The 17,824-nt window shown below is 68.7% G+C and carries 18 protein-coding genes; 6 read left to right on the top strand and 12 right to left on the bottom strand.

Annotated elements, in window-relative coordinates:
• Positions 1-77: 77 nt before the first annotated feature.
• The 7 genes from BHQ18_RS22635 to BHQ18_RS22605 all read right to left on the bottom strand — a co-directional run bounded on the left by BHQ18_RS22635 (position 78) and on the right by BHQ18_RS22605 (position 6,746).
• Positions 78-1,136 carry a hypothetical protein gene (locus BHQ18_RS22635; protein ID WP_069415899.1) on the bottom strand — a complete coding sequence of 353 codons (1,059 nt, stop codon included), beginning with the start codon at positions 1,134-1,136 and terminating at the stop codon, positions 78-80.
• 98 nt (positions 1,137-1,234) lie between these two features.
• Entirely contained in the window at positions 1,235-2,692 is a 1,458-nt protein-coding gene (gene ahcY, locus BHQ18_RS22630) for an adenosylhomocysteinase (RefSeq protein ID WP_069415898.1), read from the bottom strand.
• A 117-nt stretch (positions 2,693-2,809) separates the two neighbouring features.
• Positions 2,810-3,469: a TetR family transcriptional regulator AlkX gene (gene alkX / locus BHQ18_RS22625; RefSeq protein ID WP_069415897.1), complete on the bottom strand. Its 660-nt coding sequence runs from the start codon at positions 3,467-3,469 to the stop codon at positions 2,810-2,812.
• Positions 3,466-3,645: a rubredoxin gene (locus tag BHQ18_RS22620; RefSeq protein WP_069415896.1), complete on the bottom strand. Its 180-nt coding sequence runs from the start codon at positions 3,643-3,645 to the stop codon at positions 3,466-3,468. The genes alkX and BHQ18_RS22620 overlap by 4 nt, the downstream gene beginning before the upstream one ends.
• A gap of 14 nt (positions 3,646-3,659) precedes the next feature.
• Positions 3,660-3,821: a rubredoxin gene (locus BHQ18_RS22615; protein ID WP_069415895.1), complete on the bottom strand. Its 162-nt coding sequence runs from the start codon at positions 3,819-3,821 to the stop codon at positions 3,660-3,662.
• Positions 3,822-3,823: 2 nt separating this feature from the next.
• Complete coding sequence (locus BHQ18_RS22610) at positions 3,824-5,065, bottom strand: alkane 1-monooxygenase (RefSeq protein WP_069415894.1); 1,242 nt, start codon at positions 5,063-5,065, stop codon at positions 3,824-3,826.
• A 214-nt stretch (positions 5,066-5,279) separates the two neighbouring features.
• Positions 5,280-6,746, bottom strand: coding sequence for an amino acid permease (locus tag BHQ18_RS22605; protein ID WP_069415893.1), 1,467 nt, complete (start codon positions 6,744-6,746; stop codon positions 5,280-5,282).
• Positions 6,747-6,800: 54 nt separating this feature from the next.
• On the opposite strand from BHQ18_RS22605, the gene BHQ18_RS22600 reads away from it, so the two are divergent.
• Both BHQ18_RS22600 and BHQ18_RS22595 read left to right on the top strand, forming a co-directional pair.
• Positions 6,801-8,171 carry an FAD-dependent oxidoreductase gene (locus BHQ18_RS22600; RefSeq protein WP_069415892.1) on the top strand — a complete coding sequence of 457 codons (1,371 nt, stop codon included), beginning with the start codon at positions 6,801-6,803 and terminating at the stop codon, positions 8,169-8,171.
• A gap of 43 nt (positions 8,172-8,214) precedes the next feature.
• Positions 8,215-9,174 carry a DUF808 domain-containing protein gene (locus tag BHQ18_RS22595; RefSeq protein WP_069415891.1) on the top strand — a complete coding sequence of 320 codons (960 nt, stop codon included), beginning with the start codon at positions 8,215-8,217 and terminating at the stop codon, positions 9,172-9,174.
• A gap of 1 nt (position 9,175) precedes the next feature.
• On the opposite strand, the gene manA is transcribed toward BHQ18_RS22595, so the two are convergent.
• The 4 genes from manA to BHQ18_RS22575 form a co-directional block, all read right to left on the bottom strand.
• Positions 9,176-10,402 carry a mannose-6-phosphate isomerase, class I gene (gene manA / locus BHQ18_RS22590; protein WP_069415890.1) on the bottom strand — a complete coding sequence of 409 codons (1,227 nt, stop codon included), beginning with the start codon at positions 10,400-10,402 and terminating at the stop codon, positions 9,176-9,178.
• A gap of 4 nt (positions 10,403-10,406) precedes the next feature.
• The gene (locus BHQ18_RS22585; RefSeq protein ID WP_069415889.1) at positions 10,407-11,510 is read right to left on the bottom strand and encodes a TobH protein; all 1,104 of its coding nucleotides are present in this window, start codon (positions 11,508-11,510) and stop codon (positions 10,407-10,409) included.
• A complete protein-coding gene (locus tag BHQ18_RS22580; RefSeq protein ID WP_069415888.1) occupies positions 11,507-12,931 on the bottom strand; it encodes a phosphomannomutase/phosphoglucomutase in 1,425 nt (474 codons plus the stop codon). The genes BHQ18_RS22585 and BHQ18_RS22580 overlap by 4 nt, the downstream gene beginning before the upstream one ends.
• 84 nt (positions 12,932-13,015) lie before the next feature.
• The gene (locus tag BHQ18_RS22575; RefSeq protein WP_069415887.1) at positions 13,016-13,435 is read right to left on the bottom strand and encodes a DUF3499 domain-containing protein; all 420 of its coding nucleotides are present in this window, start codon (positions 13,433-13,435) and stop codon (positions 13,016-13,018) included.
• A 160-nt stretch (positions 13,436-13,595) separates the two neighbouring features.
• Here BHQ18_RS22575 and BHQ18_RS22570 point away from each other — a divergent pair, with 160 nt between their 5' ends.
• The gene (locus BHQ18_RS22570) at positions 13,596-14,018 is read left to right on the top strand and encodes a metallopeptidase family protein (protein ID WP_069415968.1); all 423 of its coding nucleotides are present in this window, start codon (positions 13,596-13,598) and stop codon (positions 14,016-14,018) included.
• A 26-nt stretch (positions 14,019-14,044) separates the two neighbouring features.
• Here the strand turns inward: BHQ18_RS22570 and BHQ18_RS22565 are convergent, their stop codons facing one another.
• Positions 14,045-14,308 carry a WhiB family transcriptional regulator gene (locus BHQ18_RS22565; protein WP_205866173.1) on the bottom strand — a complete coding sequence of 88 codons (264 nt, stop codon included), beginning with the start codon at positions 14,306-14,308 and terminating at the stop codon, positions 14,045-14,047.
• 436 nt (positions 14,309-14,744) lie between these two features.
• Here BHQ18_RS22565 and cofD point away from each other — a divergent pair, with 436 nt between their 5' ends.
• From cofD to BHQ18_RS22550, 3 genes are read left to right on the top strand one after another with little or no spacing between them, the layout of a single operon-like run.
• Positions 14,745-15,764: a 2-phospho-L-lactate transferase gene (gene cofD / locus BHQ18_RS22560; protein WP_069415886.1), complete on the top strand. Its 1,020-nt coding sequence runs from the start codon at positions 14,745-14,747 to the stop codon at positions 15,762-15,764.
• Positions 15,761-17,104 carry a coenzyme F420-0:L-glutamate ligase gene (locus BHQ18_RS22555; protein ID WP_069415885.1) on the top strand — a complete coding sequence of 448 codons (1,344 nt, stop codon included), beginning with the start codon at positions 15,761-15,763 and terminating at the stop codon, positions 17,102-17,104. Before cofD ends, BHQ18_RS22555 begins: the two co-directional genes overlap by 4 nt.
• On the top strand, positions 17,101-17,637 hold the full coding sequence (locus tag BHQ18_RS22550) for an NUDIX hydrolase (protein ID WP_069415884.1): 537 nt from the start codon (positions 17,101-17,103) through the stop codon (positions 17,635-17,637). The genes BHQ18_RS22555 and BHQ18_RS22550 overlap by 4 nt, the downstream gene beginning before the upstream one ends.
• Positions 17,638-17,824 lie beyond the last annotated feature (187 nt).

Raw genomic sequence — 17,824 nt, 5'->3', positions numbered from 1 at the left:
GCCAAAATCTCGAGGCTGTGGATCAACTCCCACTTGGGGATAAACCCCGGTCGCCGAGAAGTTGAGACCAGTGATCGTCAGCGGCAGCACCCCATCGGCGGTCCGGGGTGTTGGCCGAGCGCAGTGAGTTCCGCGTTGATGGGTTGTGTTGCGGCTTCGTATTGTTCGTGGCTGATCTTGCCGTGGTAGTGGTTCATCCACACCTCGTGCTGCTGCTCCCTCAGGTGCCCGATGCGGGTCACCCGCTCCCTGACCGCATCCTGATCGCGGAGGAACTCCTCGACCGTCACGTGCCCGGCCATGACGTGCTCGATCGGGGTCAGCGCATAGCCGCAGCCCGCCAGGAACTCCAGATACGCCCGGCAGTACTCCCGCTCCCCGAACCGCCAGGACTCTTGTTGCAGTCCCCATTCGAAACCGGCCAACATCATCACAAGTGTTGCGGTCCTTGCCTGTTCGTCGGGTAGATCGATCCCCGCGCGCGGGTTCTCGATCCCGAGGAGTTCCCCGGCGATGTTCATGCTGGCGTTACAGAGCAGGTTGGCCAGGACAGGAAAATTGCGGGCAACGAAAACGTCTGCCCCGCTTGGAAACTCGGCCCCGGCGACGATGTTGGTGCGGATCCAGTCGCGCCGAGCGGCCTGCACACCGGCAGCCTCGCGGTCGAGTTCTCTGATCATCGACCACGCGTGCTCGGCCTGGGCTTGCGCTTCGGACTCCAACCTGGTCGGCCGGCAACCGGTGAAGGACGCACCGGCTTTCGCCTCGCTGAGGCTGATCGGGCGCGCCTGGTCCCGGACGAGGTACGACGCGTACACCTCCAGCTCCGAGAACCGGGCCAGCTCGCCCAGTGTCTGATGCCCTTCGACGAGCCGGCAGATCTGGTCGTCGACCCGAAGGTCGTCGCGGGTGTAGATCAGACCTAGGACTTGCCGGGCACCGGGGTCGTCCATGTGCATGTACAACCGCCACCCCGCGGGCCCGGCCACCCCCGGCAGATAGTGCGTCGACACCTCGACCAACAGATCGTCGACCGTCGCGGTGGCCGGAAACGACCAGAACTCCAGGTGTGAGTCGACGTCGTCGCCCATGGCGACCGACGCCCGGTCGATGATCACCGTGACCTGATCGGACACGCGTCGCTCCTTTCGGGAACGCTCCCCCCGGCCATCGCGCCCGAGAAACGCGAAGGCCCTCGACGCGATGCGCCGAGGGCCTTTGCGTTCCATCGGAATCAGTAGCGGTAGTGCTCGGGCTTGTACGGACCCTCGACGTCGACACCGATGTACTCGGCCTGCTCCTTGGTGAGCTTGGTCAGCGTGCCGCCGAGCGCCTCGACGTGGATCTTGGCGACCTTCTCGTCGAGGTGCTTGGCCAGCCGGTAGACCGCGTTGTCGTACTCGTCGTTCTTGGTCCACAGCTCGATCTGGGCGATCACCTGGTTGGAGAAGCTGTTGCTCATCACGAACGACGGGTGACCGGTCGCGTTGCCCAGGTTGAGCAGACGGCCTTCGGACAGCACGATGATCGACTTGCCGTCGTCGAAGATCCACTGGTCGACCTGCGGCTTGATGTTGAGCTTGCGGGCGCCCGAGCGCTCCAGGGCGGCCATGTCGATCTCGTTGTCGAAGTGGCCGATGTTGCCCAGGATCGCCTGGTCCTTCATCGCCCGCATGTGCTCGAGGGTGATGATGTCCTTGTTGCCGGTGGAGGTGATCACGATGTCGGCCTGGCCGATGCCCTGCTCGACGGTGACGACGTCGAAACCGTCCATCAGCGCCTGCAGCGCGTTGATGGGGTCGATCTCGGTGACCGCGACGCGGGCGCCCTGGCCGGCCAGCGACTCCGCGCAGCCCTTACCGACGTCGCCGTAGCCGCAGATCAGCACCTTCTTGCCGCCGATCAGCACGTCGGTGCCGCGGTTGATGCCGTCGATCAGCGAGTGGCGGGTGCCGTACTTGTTGTCGAACTTGGACTTGGTGACCGAGTCGTTGACGTTGATCGCCGGGAACGGCAGCTCACCGGCGGCCTCGAACTGGTACAGCCGCAGCACACCGGTGGTGGTCTCTTCGGTGACACCCTTGACCGACTCGGCGATCTTCGTCCACTTGGTCTTGTCGGTCTCGAAGCGCTCCCGCAGCACGCCCAGGAACACCTTCCACTCCGCCGGGTCGTCGTCCTCGGCGGGCGGCACCACGCCCTGCTTCTCGTACTGCGCGCCGCGCAGCACCATCATCGTGGCGTCCCCGCCGTCGTCGAGGATCATGTTGGCCGGCTCACCGGGCCAGGTGAGCATCTGCTCGGCGGCCCACCAGTACTCCTCGAGCGTCTCGCCCTTCCACGCGAACACCGGGATGCCCTTGGGCTCCTCCGGCGTGCCGTGCGGGCCGACGACGATGGCCGCGGCCGCGTGGTCCTGGGTGGAGAAGATGTTGCAGCTGGCCCAGCGCACCTCGGCGCCCAGCGCGGTCAGCGTCTCGATCAGCACCGCGGTCTGCACGGTCATGTGCAGCGAGCCCGACACGCGCGCACCCTTGAGCGGCTGCACGTCGTGGTACTCCTCGCGCAGCGCCATCAGGCCCGGCATCTCGTGCTCGGCCAGCCGGATCTCCTTGCGGCCGAAGTCCGCCAGCGACAGATCGGCCACCTTGAAGTCGATCCCGTTGAGGGAGTCGGCCTTCAACTCGGTCATGTAGAGCCCCTATTCGTTGGTCAATGTTTTTGGGCGCACGGACGCGCGCATCGGCGACATCCGTGCGAAACCCCCAGCCTGCGGGCTCGCGGGACAGGCGCTCGTGCGCTCTGACAGCTACGGGGTATCGGTAACACCGTAGCGTTCGGCGAACGGCGTCATCAATCTGGCCAGGTCACGGGCCACTGTGTCGGTCGTCAGGTGGTCGGCTTCGGGGGGCATCGAGACGTAGCTCATGGCCAGCCGCACGATCGCCCTGGCGAGCACGCCGGAGTCCGCCTCGCCGGCGCTGACCCAGCTGTCGGTGAAGGTCGCGGTCAACCGGCGGCTGCAGTGGGTGAGGATCGGCCCGCTGTCGGTGGTGATGAGCTGCAACAGATCGGGTTTGGCCTCGCCGGTCAGCAGCGAGATCACCAGGGGGTCGGCGGCCGACTCGGCGAAGAAGTCGCGGAAGCCCTGCAGGAACGCGGCGTGCACATCGCCCACGTTGCCCTCGATGGCGACGTCGATCTGGTCGACGAGGCGGTCGGCCAGGCGCATCGCGTAGGCCTGCGCCAGACCCTGCCGGGAACCGAACTCGTTGTAGATGGTCTGCCGGCTGATCCCGGCGGCCTTCGCGACGTGCGACAGCGTGATCGCCGACCAGTCCCGGCTCAGCAGCAGTTCGCGCATGCCGTCGAGGATGGAGTCGCGCAGCAGCACCCGCGACGCCTCGGCGTACGGGATGCGCTGCGCGGTCCGGCGTGGGCTGTTCACACGCGCGAGGGTAGTCGTCACGAACGGGCGACCTCGACCATCTCGAAGTCCGATTTCGCCGCGCCGCAATCCGGGCAACTCCAGTCCTCGGGGATGTCGTCCCACCGGGTGCCGGGCGCGATGCCGTCCTCGGGCCAGCCCTTCTCCTCGTCGTACTCGAAGCCGCACTGCACACAGACGAACAGCTTGTAATCCATGTCGGTCCTTTCTCTCAGACGGGTTCGAAGTCGACCTTCTCGCGCACCGCGCAGTCCGGGCAGAAGAAGTCGTCGGGAATCTGACTCCATGTCGTGCCGGCCGGAAAGCCTTCGCGCGGCGCGCCTTCGGCTTCGTCGTAGACGTAGTCGCAGCCCGGGCAGCGGTAGGCGGCCATACTCAGGCGGCCCGCTCTTCGCGCGTGCGCTCACCGCCCGCCCCGTAGCGCGCCATCACCTTGTCGCGCATCCGGGGGTGGATGTTGACCCGGCTCAGGTCGCCGTCGTAGTGGTCGAGCACCCGGTGGTCCATCACCTTGCGCCACAGCGGCGGGAAGTACGTCAGCGCGATCATCGACGCGTACCCGGAAGGCAGGTTCGGCGCGCCCTCCATGCTGCGCAGCGTCTGGTAGCGACGCGTCGGGTTGGCGTGGTGATCACTGTGCCGCTGAAGGTGATACAGGAACAGGTTGGTCACGATGTAGTCGGAGTTCCAGCTGTGCACCGGCGCGCAGCGCTCGTAGCGGCCGCTGTCGAGTTTCTGCCGCAGCAGCCCGTAGTGCTCGAGGTAGTTGACGGTCTCGAGCAACGTGAAGCCGAACACCGCCGAGATCACGATGTAAGGCACCAGCGCCCAGCCGAACACCGCGATCAGAACGCCGTAGAACACCACCGACATCGCCCATGCGTTGAGCACGTCGTTGGACCAGTGCCATTTGCTCTTACCGGCCCGCTCCAAGCGCTTGGCCTCCAGCTCCCACGCCGACTTCAGCGATCCGAACACGCTGCGCGGCAGGAACTCCCAGAACGTCTCACCGAAGCGGGCCGACGCCGGATCCTCCGGGGTGGCGACGCGCACGTGGTGGCCGCGGTTGTGCTCGATGTAGAAGTGGCCGTAGCAGGTCTGCGCCAGCGTGATCTTGGCCAGCCACCGCTCCAGCGAGTCCTTCTTGTGCCCCATCTCGTGCGCGGTGTTGATGCCGACGCCGCCGAGCAGGCCGACCGACAGCGCCAGCCCGATCTTGGCGGGCCAGCCCAGTCCACCGTCGAATCCGAGCCAGCTCAGGTCCGAGGCGGTGAACAGGTAGGCGCCGACGACGACGCTGGCGTACTGGAACGGGATGTAGAGGTAGGTGCAGTAGCGGTAGTACTTGTCGTTCTCCAGCCGCTCCATCACCTCGTCGGGCGGGTTCTGCCCGTCGGGCCCGAACTTGAGGTCCAGCGCCGGCAGCAGGAGGTAAAGCAGGATCGGTCCGATCCAGAACGGCACCTGCGCTGCCGCGTGCCAACCCCACTGGTTGAACGCCCACACCAGCGGCAGCATCACGAACAGCGCGGTGGGGGCGATCAGGCCCATCAGCCACAGGTAGCGCTTGCGGTCACGCCACTGAGCGACGTCGACCTCGGACATTTGGGTGGTCATCTCCCAGCCTCCTGATGTGAGTGCCATCACGACTGAGGTTGACTCTAACTGTCCAGATGTCGGCTGTCTAGACATAGAGCCATATTTTGTAAAACACAGCCATGTCCAGCCCGCGCCGAGCGTCGGGATTTTGGCGAATTCCGGCCGATTTTGCGTCAGAAATCCGACTCTCGGCGCCCGAGATCGACACAGATGAGCGCGTGCGACAAGGGTGTCAGCGGGCTTCGGCGGCCTCCCGGCGGCCCAGCACCGAGTTGCGGCGGCTGTAGAGGAAGTAGATGGCAATGCCGATGGCCATCCAGATCAGGAACCGGATCCATGTCAGCGCGGTGAGGTTGAGCATCAACCACACACACGCCACGATCGCCGCGATCGGCAGCAGCGGCACCCCCGGGGCGCGGAAACCGCGTTCGAGGTCGGGCCGGGTGCGGCGCAGCACGATCACACCGGCCGACACCATCACGAACGCGAACAGCGTGCCGATGTTGACCATCTCCTCGAGCTTGCCGATCGGAAACACCGTCGCGGTGATCGCCACGAGCACCCCGACGATCAGCGTGATGCGCACCGGGGTCCCCTTGGCGCCGGTCCTGGCCAACGATCGCGGCAGCAGCCCGTCGCGCGACATCGCGAACAGCACCCGGGTCTGTCCGAGCACCAGCACGATCACCACGGTCGTCAACCCGGCCAGCGCGCCGATCGAGATGACCTTGGCCGCCCAGTCCACGCCGTTGAGCGCGAACGCCGTCGCAAGGTTGGCGTCCTCACCCGCGTCGCGCAGTTCGGTATAGCGCACCATGCCGGTCAGCACCACCGACACCGCGATGTAGAGCACGGTCACGATCGCCAGCGAGGCCAGGATGCCGCGCGCGACGTCGCGCTGCGGGTTCTTGGTCTCCTCGGCGGTGGTGGCGACGATGTCGAAGCCGATGAACGCGAAGAACACGATCGAGGCACCCGCCAGCAGGCCGTACCAGCCGTAATTGCTGCCCTCCGCGCCGGTGATCAACGAGAACAACGACTGCTCGGTGCCGCTGCCGCCCTCGCCCGCCGCCTCCGCGGGCGGGATGAACGGCGTGTAGTTGGCGGCTTTGATGTAGAACGCGCCGACCGCGACCACCAGCAGCACCACCGCCAGCTTGATCAACGTGATCACCAGGCTCACCCCCGCCGAGAGCTTGGTGCCCAGCGCGAGGATCGTGGTGACGAACGCGATGATCAGCAGCGCGCCCCAATCCAGTTGCAGCCCAGCAAGTTCGGCGGTGCCGCCGCCGAAGTTGAACACGGTGCCCAGATAGCTCGACCAGCCCTTGGCCACCACCGCCGCCGCGACCGCGAACTCCAGGATCAGGTCCCAGCCGATGATCCAGGCGACGAACTCGCCGAACGTCGCGTAGGAGAACGTGTAGGCGCTGCCCGCCACCGGCACGGTGGAGGCGAACTCCGCGTAGCACAGGGCCGCCAGGCCGCAGGCGGTCGCCGCGAGGACGAACGAGATCGAGATCGCCGGTCCGGTGATGTTGCCCGCCGTGGACGCCGTGATCGTGAAGATGCCGGCGCCGATCACCACCGAGACGCCGAACACGGTGAGGTCCCACCAGTTCAGGTCCTTGCGCAACCGGGTGTCGGGTTCGTCGGTGTCGGCGATGGACTGCTCCACCGACTTGGTGCGCCGCGCCATCGCACGTCCTTTCCTGGGGTCCGTTCGGGCAATCTACCGAGTACTGTGCACCCGATGGGGCGGAGTTATAAACACACGGTCGTGATCGGCGCCAGCCTCGCGGGACTGTGCGCCGCCCGGGTGCTTTCCGACGTCAGTGACCGGGTGACGCTCTACGAGCGCGACGACCTGCCCGACGGGCCGGCCAACCGCGCCGCCGTCCCGCAGGGTCGCCACGTTCACCTGCTGATGGCCCGCGGCGCCGCCGAATTCGAGAGCCACTTCCCCGGTCTGCTCGACGCGATGGTCGCCGACGGCGTCCCGATTCTGGAGAACCGCCCGGACTGCATCCATTTCGGAGCCGCCGGCCATGTGCTGGGTACCGCGCACCGGTTGCGCAGCGAGTTCACCGCGTACGTGCCGAGCCGCCCCCAGCTCGAATGGCAGATCCGCCGACGGGTGCTCGACATCGCCAACGTCGAACTGGTCCGCACCGGGGTCGAGGAACCCGTCTACGACGCGGCCGGCGGCGCGGTCACCGGCGTGCGGCTCGACTCGGGTGAGCAGGTGGCCGCCGATCTGGTGGTCGACGCCACCGGGCGCGGCACCCGGCTGCCGGCCTGGCTGCAGAAGTGGGGATACGAGCGGCCCCGCGAGGACGTCGTCCAGGTCGGCATCGGCTACGCCAGCCAGCGGGTGCAGGTTCCCGACGGGCTGCTCGCCGAGAAGGTCGTGGTGGCCGGCGCGTCCCGGGAACAGCCGCTGGGCATCGGCATGCTGTTCTACGAGGACGGCGTCTGGAACGTGACGACATTCGGCGTCGGAAAGGTCGAGCCGCCAAGCGATTTCGCTGGCCTGTGCGCGCTGGCCGACGAAATCCTGCCCGCCCACGTGGCGGCGGCGCTGCGCCGCGGCACCCCGCTCGGGGAGATGTCGTTCCACAAGTACCCGGCGAGCCGGTGGCGGCGCTACGACAAACTCGAGCGGCTGCCCGCGGGCATCCTGCCGTTCGGCGACGCCGTGGTCAGCTTCAACCCGACCTTCGGGCAGGGCATGACGATGACGTCGCTGCAGGCCGGGCACCTGCGCCGGGCGGTGACCACACCGGGAGCCGACGTGGTGCGCGCGTGCCTGCGCGACACCGCGAAGACGACGTTCCCGGTGTGGATGATGAACGCGATCGGCGACCTGACGCTGCACCGCGCCACCGGTCCCACGCCGTGGTGGTACAAGCCGGTGGGCGGGCTGTTCGACCAGTTCCTCGGCGCTGCCGAGACCGATCCCGTTCTCGCGGAATGGTTCCTGCGCCGATTCAGCCTGCTCGACAGCCTGTACATGGTGCCGTCGGCGCGGCTCATCGGCCGGGCGGTCCGGCACAACATGCGGATGTGGCTGGCCGAGCGGCGGGCGGGCAGCCAGTCGGTTGCGGTGCCACAGTCGGCATGACCCGCCCCACATTGGGTAGTTTCATCACCATGAAGGGGACGCGATGAGCGCCGGGCTGTTCGGGTTACTCGACGACGTCGCCGCGCTCGCCCGGTTGGCGGCCGCCTCGGTCGACGACATCGGGGCCGCGGCCGGGCGGGCGACCATGAAGGCGGCCGGCGTCGTCGTCGACGACACCGCGGTCACCCCGCAGTACGTGCACGGCATCACCGCCGAACGCGAGTTGCCGATCATCAAGCGCATCGCGATCGGGTCACTGCGCAACAAGCTGTTGTTCATCCTCCCGGCCGCGCTGCTGCTGAGCCAATTCGTGCCGTGGCTGCTGACCCCGCTGCTGATGCTCGGCGCCACCTACCTGTGCTTCGAGGGCGCGGAGAAGGTATGGGGCCTGATCACCGGTCACGACCACCACGCCGCCCCGACGGCCACGGTCGGCGAGGACGCCGAGAACCAGATGGCCGCTGGCGCGATCCGCACGGACTTCATCCTGAGCGCCGAGATCATGGTGATCGCGCTCAACGAGGTTGCCGATCAGACGTTTTGGCCGCGGCTGGCGATCCTGGTGGTGGTCGCGATCGCGATCACACTGGCGGTGTACGGCGTGGTCGGGTTGATCGTGAAGATGGACGACATCGGGCTCAACCTCGCGCAGCGGTCGTCGACGGCGGTGCGCAAGATCGGTCGCGGCCTGGTCGCCGGGATGCCCAAACTGCTGGCGGCGCTGTCGTTCATCGGGACCGTGGCGATGCTGTGGGTCGGCGGGCACATCCTGCTGGTCGGCACTGACGAACTCGGCTGGCACCTGCCCTACAGCGTCGTGCACCACCTCGAGGAGGCCGTGCACCACGCGGTCGGCGGGATCGGCGGCGTGCTGGCGTGGCTGGTCAACACCGCCGCGTCCGCGGTGATCGGCCTGGCGGTGGGCGCGGTCGTGGTCGCGGTCGTGCATATGCTGCCGTTCGGCAAGGGCGACAAGAAAACCGCGGCCACCGCGGACCACTAGGTCAGATGCCGACCGTGCTGCGGAACAGCGTCGTGGGCTCGGTCGCCGCCAACCGGATCGGCCCGTCGTCGGCCGAAACCCAGGCGGCCGAACCCTTGTGCAGCGTGACCGTGTCGCCCTTGGCGTGCACGACGGTCGATCCCTCGGTGCACAGCAGGATCTGCGGCCCGTCGTGGCGGGTGGGCGCGTCGATCTCGTGGCCGACCCGGTCACCGTCGATGCGCAGCACCGACACCGCGAACTCGGGCGCCGGCGTCGGGTAGACCGACTCGATGCCGTCCTCGACGACCTCCGAGCGGACCACGACGTCGGCGGCGGGCGTGAAGTCCAGCACCCGGAGCAACTCGGGCACGTCGACGTGCTTGGGTGTCAGCCCGCCGCGTAACACGTTGTCCGAGTTGGCCATCACCTCCACCCCGACGCCGTTGATGTAGGCGTGCAGGTTTCCCGCCGGCAGGTAGATGCCCTCACCGGGGGCCAGGGTGATCCGGTTGAGCAGCAGCGAGGCGAGCACACCGGCGTCGCCGGGATACCGTTCGCCGAGTTCGAGCACCGTCTTGGCCTCCGACTCGAACTCGGTGTGCCCGGACCGTACGTAGTTGATGGCGCCGTCGAGCACCGCGGGCACCAGCACGTCGAGATCGGGTTGCGGCGCGGTGATCCAGGTGGTGAATACCGCGCGCAGACCACCGGCGTCGGGCTGCCCGGACAGCAGGTTGACGAACGGGTCGAGGTCGGTGACCGCGAGCGCGCGCATCAACTCGATGGTGCGCGCGACGGGGCGGAAACCGGCGAGCGCTTCGAACTGGTTGAGCGCCACGATCAATTCGGGTTTGTGGCTCGGGTCGCGGTAGTTGCGGTTGGGCGCCGATATCGGGATCTGCTGCTGGTTCTCCCGCGCGAACCCCTCGGCGGCCTGCTCGGCGCTGGGGTGGGCCTGCAGCGACAGCGGTTCGTCGGCGGCGAGCACCTTGACCAGAAACGGCAGCGTCTCGCCGAACCGCGCGCACACCGCGGCTCCGAGTTGGCCCTCCGGATCGTCGCGCAGCGCGTCGAGCAGCGAACGCCTGCCGCCCTCGGTCTCCAGCATCGCCGGATCCCCGGGATGGGCGCCGAACCACAGCTCGGCCTCCGGATGTGCTGTGGGACTTGACCTTCCGGTGAAATCGGCGATCGCGGTCCGCGAACCCCACGCATAGGTCCGCACCGCTCCTTGTAGCAGGTGCACTCGGCTAACCTCGCACTAGTTTCAGGTACACAGCCGCCATCTCGAGCCGGACGGCCAACAACGCCAACTGCTGCTCGAGGCGGCCCGCCGCGGTCGACGGCGCCTCCGGCGCTCCGGCCTGATCGGCGAGTTCGGGCACATCTTCGGCGCTGAGCACAGCGACGCCGGCCATGTCGGCGACGCGCGCCGCGACCAACGGCCGGTCCGATTCGGTGGTCAACACGAACGTGCGCACCTGCCGCGGCAGCGGCCCGTCGATCTGTTCGTCGTGGAAGATCGAATCTTCCCGCGCCGCCGGTGAGGCCGCACCCAACCCGCCGCGCACCGCCACCAGTGCGTCGGCCAGGCCGACCGCGGCGACCGTGCGGTGGGCGATGCGCAGCAGCGCGGTCGCGCAGTGCCGGGCCAGCGCCGCGGTGGCGGCGGTGTCACCGGCCAGCACGACGTCGCGGTCGACCATCTGCCCGGCCAGCGCCTTGGCAGGGTTGGTGAACATCTCGCGCCCGGCGCTGTTGCGCAGCGCCTCGGCGTCGAGTTGGTCGGCCAGTGCCGCCAGATCGACCCGCATCCCGGGGTCGACGACGTGCAGCACCGCCAGCCCGGCGGCCAGATAGCGCACCAGCCCGAAGTCGTCGCGCACCCAGACCCGCGGCGGCAGCGGAACCGACCGGCCCGCCGCGACGTCACGCAACGGGCCCTCGTACGGCGCCGCCACCACCACGCGGGCTCCGCGGCGCACGCCGGTCGCGGCCGCGTTCACCAGCACGGGATCGCCCGGGTCGTCGCCGGCGACCACCAGCACGTCGAGCGGCCCGATCCACGGCGGGGCCTCGGCCGCCACGACGACCGGCGCGGCCAGCGACCCACCCAGCGCGGCGGCCAGCATCGACCCCGCGGTCTCCGCGGGTCCGCGGCCGGCGACCCAGATCAAGGTGCGCGGCGGCCCGTCGGCGCGAAGCGGTTCCAGATCGCCTTCGTCGAGCGCGGCGGCGGTCGCCCGCACCTGCGCACCGGCGGTCGCGGCCGCGCGCAGCAGACCCTCGCGGTCGGCGTCGAGCAGACCGTCGGTGTCGTCGAGGTCGATCACGGCGGTTGGGCTGGCATTCACGGCGCCGCCTCGGCGCGCGCCGGGCCCCTGGCCGCGACCGTCGCCGACACCCGCCCGACGATTTCGTCGACCTCTTCGGTGGTGCGTGCCTCGACGTTGAGCCGCAGCAGCGGTTCGGTGTTGGACATGCGCAGGTTGAACCAGGCGCCGTCGCCGAGGTCGACGGTGACCCCGTCGAGGTGGTCGAGCGCGTTGATCCGCGCGCCGAAGGCCTTGAGCACGTCGTCCACGCAGGCCTGGGCTTCGGCGACGGTGAAGTTGATCTCGCCGGAGGCCTCGTAGCGCTGGTAGTCGGCCATCAGCTCCGAGAGCGGGCGGTCCTGCTCGCCGAGCGCGGCCAGCACGTGCAGCGCCGCCAGCATGCCGGAGTCGGCACCCCAGAAGTCGCGGAAGTAGTAGTGCGCGGAATGCTCACCGCCGAAGATCGCGCCGGTGTCGGCCATCAACCCCTTGATGTAGGAGTGGCCGACGCGGCTGCGCACCGGGGTGCCACCCCGTTCGGTCACCAACTCCGGGACCGCCCGGGAAGTGATCAGGTTGTGAATCACGGTCGCGCCGATCTCCCTGCCCAGTTCGCGCGCGGCGACCAAGGCGGTCACCGCGGACGGCGACACGGGATGCCCGTTCTCGTCGACGACGAAACACCGGTCGGCGTCGCCGTCGAAGGCCAGCCCGATGTCGGCCCCGGTGGCCAGGACATGATTCTGGAGATCGACCAGGTTCGCCGGCTCGAGCGGATTGGCCTCGTGGTTGGGGAAGGTGCCGTCGAGTTCGAAGAACAGCGGCGCCAACGTGATCGACTCGACCGGACCGAGTACCGCGGGCGTGGTGTGGCCGGCCATCCCGTTGCCGGCGTCGACGGCGACCTTCATCGGCCGCAGCCCGGGCAGGCTGACCAGCGAGCGCAGGAACTCGCCGTAGTCGGCGAGCACGTCGCGGTCGCTGACCGATCCGCGCGCCCCGTCGTGGCCGGGCACCCCGGCGATCACCTCCTCCGCGATCACCGACAGCCCGGTGTCCTTGCCGACGGGTTTGGCGCCGGCCCGGCACAGCTTGATGCCGTTGTAGGCGGCCGGGTTGTGGCTGGCGGTGAACATCGCGCCGGGGCAGTCCATCAACCCGGAGGCGAAGTACAGCTGGTCGGTCGAGGCCAACCCGATCCGTACGACGTCGAGGCCCTGCGCGTTGACGCCCTCGGCGAAGGCCGCGGCCAGCGCCGGCGAACTCTCCCGCATGTCGTAGCCGACCGCGATCTGGGTGGCGCCGTCGCGGACCAGTCGGGCGAAGGCCGCACCGACGTCGGCGACGAACCCTTCGTCGAGTTCCTCGCCGACCAAGCCGCGGACGTCATAGGCCTTGATGACGCGATGAACTGCCGCGGCGGGCCGAGACGGCGATGAGGGCTTGCGCGAAGAGCGCACGGATCAGATCTCCTTGTGATGTGGACAACTGCTGGCGCCAGCCTAGCCGCCCGGGCAGACGTTCACGGCCCCTATAGTGCGCGGCTAGTCGGTGGGATCGGGCAGTACCCGCAAATGCCCGCGGCGGCGGCCGGTGGAGTCCGGGCGTCGGGCCGGCGGGGCCATCAGCGCACCGCCGGACGCGCCGGTGGCGGGATCGGAGAATCCGGCCACCACCCCGTTGACGGGGGGCGCCACATCGCGGCCCTCGCGCACCGCGTCGGCGAGTGCGACGAGGTCGTCCTCGTCGGGATGCGACGGCAGCGGGCCGGCGTGGCGCACGAGTTCCCAACCGCGCGGCGCGGTGACGCGCCCGGCGTGCAGTACGCACAGATCCCACGAGTGGGGTTCGGCGACCGTGGCCAGTGGGCCGACGACTGCCGTCGAGTCCGCGTACACAAAGGTCAGCGTCGCGACCGCATAGTGCGGACACCCGGGCCGGCAGCAGCGACGGGGAACATTCACAGCCGAGAATCTATCGTGGCCGCACGCCGCACGGTGCCGGACACGCGCAGCCACCGGACGGCCGATCTCCAACCGTTACGATCGGCGATGATCGGCCCACGAGAGGAGCACGCGACCGGTGGCCAAGCGGGGATACCTGCGCTCGCGCCGCGGGCGTGAGATGCGGGGGCCGCTGCTGCCGCCGACGGTCCCGGGGTGGCGCAGCCGCGCGGAGCGCTTCGACATGGCGGTGCTGGAGGCCTACGAGCCGATCGAGCAACGTTGGCACGACCGGTTGTCGGCCCTCGATGTGGCGGTCGACGAGATCCCGCGCCTCGCGCCGAAAGACCCCGACAGTGTGCAGTGGCCGCCGGAGGTGATCGCCGACGGGCCGATCGCGCTGGCCCGGCTCATCCCGGCCGGGGTCGATGTCCGCGGAAACGCCACGCGGGCGCGAATTGTGTTGTTTCGCAAGCCGATCGAGCGGCGAGCCAAGGACACCGCCGAACTCGAGGACCTGCTGCATGAGATTCTGGTGGCTCAGGTGGCCACCTATCTGGGCGTGGAACCGTCGGTCATCGACCCGACGATCGACGACGACTGAAGCGCGCGGCGCGGTGCCGCGCGGGCTCAGATGATCCCGCGCTTGAGGCGGCGGCGCTCACGCTCGGAGAGCCCGCCCCAGATGCCGAAGCGCTCGTCATGCGCCAGCGCGTACTCCAGGCACGCGTCGCGCACCTCGCAGCCCTGGCAGATCCGCTTGGCTTCGCGCGTCGAGCCACCCTTTTCCGGGAAGAAGGCCTCGGGGTCGGTCTGCGCGCACAGCGCGCGTTCCTGCCACAAGTCGTCTTCGGGTGTCAGTGCTGTCGTCACATCAATCGGATCTGGCACCAGACTTAACTGGGGACGCTGCGGCGTCTCAACCGGTGCCGGTCCGGAATTGGTGTGCGGCGCGTTGTCTACTGAGCCGAAAAATCGGTTGTCGAACGGGACAACACGATCGAAATCGCCTTGCTCAAAAGACATCTTCCGCCTCCTCACCTGGTCTCGTTGATCCCCTATGCAGCCACACGCCGAGGCGTGCGACCCCTCCAATTCGAACAAGTGATCGAATCTCGGTCTGCGGCACCGGAACCGGATGGCCTACCGGGAAATGACACTGGTGTGATTACACACGCGTTAGCTGTCCCGGTCAAGCGCTAGAACAGGAATTCATACCATTCCGTGACCCAATTCCGGCGAGTCGCGCTTCGGCGTGTCCGTCACAACCGCCGGCCGGCGGTGCTCCTGCGCGAACCGATTCCCCGTCAACGGCCTACGCTCGGTCGCTGTGAAGGTCACAGTTCTGGTCGGGGGCGTCGGCGGCGCCCGGTTCCTGCTCGGTGTCCAACATCTGCTGGGGCTGGGGCAATTCGGTGTCACTCGTGATGCTGCTGTTACTGATGTTACTGATGCGCATGAACTTACCGCAGTGGTGAATGTCGGTGACGACGCCTGGATGTTCGGGGTGCGGATCTGCCCCGACCTCGACACCTGCATGTACACCCTCGGCGGCGGTATCGACCCCGACCGCGGGTGGGGCCACCGCAACGAAACCTGGCACGCCAAGGAGGAACTCGCCGCCTACGGCGTCCAGCCGGACTGGTTCGGCCTCGGCGACCGCGATCTGGCCACCCATCTCGTGCGCAGTCAGATGCTGCGCGCGGGCTATCCGCTCTCCCAGGTCACCGAGGCGCTGTGCAAACGGTGGTCCCCCGGCGCCCGGTTGCTGCCCGCCACCGACGACCGCAGCGAAACGCACGTCGTGATCACCGATCCCGGACCGGGTGAGCACGCCGGCGAGAAACACGCGATCCACTTCCAGGAGTGGTGGGTGCGCCACCGCGCGAAGGTGCCGACCCACAGTTTCGCGTTCGTCGGCGCCGACAACGCCACCGCCGGACCGGGCGTGACCGAGGCGATCGAGACCGCCGACGTCGTGCTGCTGGCACCGTCGAACCCGGTGGTCAGCGTCGGCGCCATCCTGGCCGTGCCCGGTATTCGCGGGGCGCTGCGCTCCACCGCCGCCCCGGTGATCGGCTACTCCCCCATCATCGGCGGAAAGCCGTTGCGCGGCATGGCCGATGAATGCCTGTCGGTGATCGGGGTGGACAGCACGTCGGAGGCGGTCGGCAGGCACTACGGCGCACGGTCCGGCGTCGGGATCCTCGACGGCTGGCTGGTACACGAGGGCGACTCCGCCGACATCGACGGCGTCGAGGTCCGTTCGGTGCCGCTGCTGATGACCGAACCCGCCGCGACCGCCGAAATGGTGCGCGCCGGACTCGATCTGGCCGGCGTCAAACCGTGACAACCGAGCATGGCTCCGCGGCCGCCGTCGAACTCCTCCCCGTCCCCGGCCTTCCCGAGTTCCGTCCCGGCGACGATCTCGCCGCCGCGATCGCGACCGCCGCACCGTGGTTGCGCGACAACGACGTTGTCGTGGTCACCAGCAAGGTGGTGTCCAAGTGCGAGGGCCGGATCGTCGACGCCCCCCTGGATCCCGACGAACGCGACGCCCTGCGCCGCAGGCTCATCGACGCCGAGGCGGTGCGGGTGCTGGCCCGTAAGGGGCGCACGCTGATCACCGAGAACGCGATCGGGCTGGTGCAGGCCGCCGCGGGCGTCGACGGGTCCAACGTGGACTCGGCCGAACTCGCGCTGCTGCCACGGGATCCCGATGGCAGCGCCGCGGCGCTGCGCCGCGCCCTGCGCGAGCGGCTCGGGGTGACCGTCGGCGTCGTCGTCACCGACACGATGGGCCGGGCGTGGCGCAACGGGCAGACCGACGTGGCGATCGGCTCGGCCGGCCTGACCGTGCTGCACGGCTACGGCGGTTCGGTGGACCGGCACGGTAACGAGCTGATCGTCACCGAGATCGCCGTCGCCGACGAGATCGCCGCCGCCGCAGACCTGGTGAAAGGCAAACTGACCGACATCCCGGTCGCGGTGGTGCGCGGGCTGCAGCTGCCCGACGACGGGTCCACCGCCCACCGGTTGGTGCGCGCCGGCGAGGAGGACCTGTTCTGGCTGGGCACCGAGGAGGCCATCGCGCTCGGCCGACGCCAGGCCCAGCTGCTGCGCCGCTCGGTGCGTCGCTTCTCCCCCGAACCCGTCGCCCCCGAGCTCGTGGAAGCCGCTGTCGCCGAAGCGCTCACCGCGCCGGCGCCGCACCACACCCGGCCGGTGCGCTTCGTGTGGCTGCAGGACCGCGACCGGCGCGTCACACTGCTGGACCGGATGAAAGCCAAGTGGCGTGCCGACCTGACCGGCGACGGCAAGCCCGCCGACGCCGTCGAGCGCCGTGTGCAGCGCGGCCAGATCCTCTACGACGCACCCGAAGTCGTGATCCCGTTCCTGGTGCCCGACGGTGCGCACACCTATCCCGACGCCCAACGCACCGCCGCCGAGCACACGATGTTCACGGTTGCGGCCGGCGCCGCGGTGCAGGGGTTGCTCGTCGCGCTGGCGGTCCGCGATGTCGGCAGCTGCTGGATCGGGTCGACGATCTTCGCCGCCGACGAGGTGCGCGCCGAACTGGAGCTGCCGGCCGACTGGGAGCCGTTGGGCGCCATCGCGATCGGTTATCCCGAAGAGGGGTCGGGCCCCCGCGAGCCGGCGCCGACAGACGATCTTCTGGTGCGCAGATGAGTTTGCACGCCTCGGCCGTCGACACGCTGACCCGCTGGCAGGCCCCCGATCCCGCCCAGGACTCGCTGCGCCACGCGGTGCTGGCGTTCCTGGCGGCCCGGCCCGACGGATGCCTGCGCTCGTGTGCGCCCGGGCACGTCACCGGGTCGGCACTTGTGCTGGACCACAACGGAACCCACGCGCTGCTGACCCTGCACCCGCGCTTCGGCCGCTGGCTGCAACTCGGCGGGCACTGTGAGCCCGAGGACCCCGATATCGTCGCGGCCGCGCTGCGGGAAGCCACCGAGGAGTCCGGCATCGAGGGGCTGACGATCGACCCGGAACCCGCGGCCCTGCATGTACATCCGGTGACGTGTTCGCTGGGTGTGCCGACGCGCCATCTCGACCTGCAGTTCGTCGTGCGCGCACCCGCGGGTGCCGAGATCGTCGTCAGCGACGAGTCGCTGGATCTGCGGTGGTGGCCGCTGGACAAGCTGCCCGACGACTGCGACTTCGGCCTCACCCAACTGGCGGACGCGGCCCGCAACAAGTGATTTCGGCGTAGTTGGTGGCGCCCAGCGCAATGTGGTGTCTCGGGACATCGCTGACACTTTTGTCTCGGGACATCGCTGACACCTATGGTGCCGGTTTTGGCTCGCGGATGCGATAGGTCCGGGTGTTGGATTCACAGCGCTGGTGGTAGCGCGTGGGGTCGGCGGTCAGTTCTCGGATGAGAGTCGT

Source organism: Mycolicibacterium flavescens (assembly GCF_001722335.1).
In the GTDB taxonomy this organism is placed as follows: Bacteria; Actinomycetota; Actinomycetes; order Mycobacteriales; family Mycobacteriaceae; genus Mycobacterium; species Mycobacterium flavescens.
The sequence above is the reverse complement of the archived record's forward strand: the minus strand, read 5'-3'. Positions and strand labels throughout refer to the sequence as shown.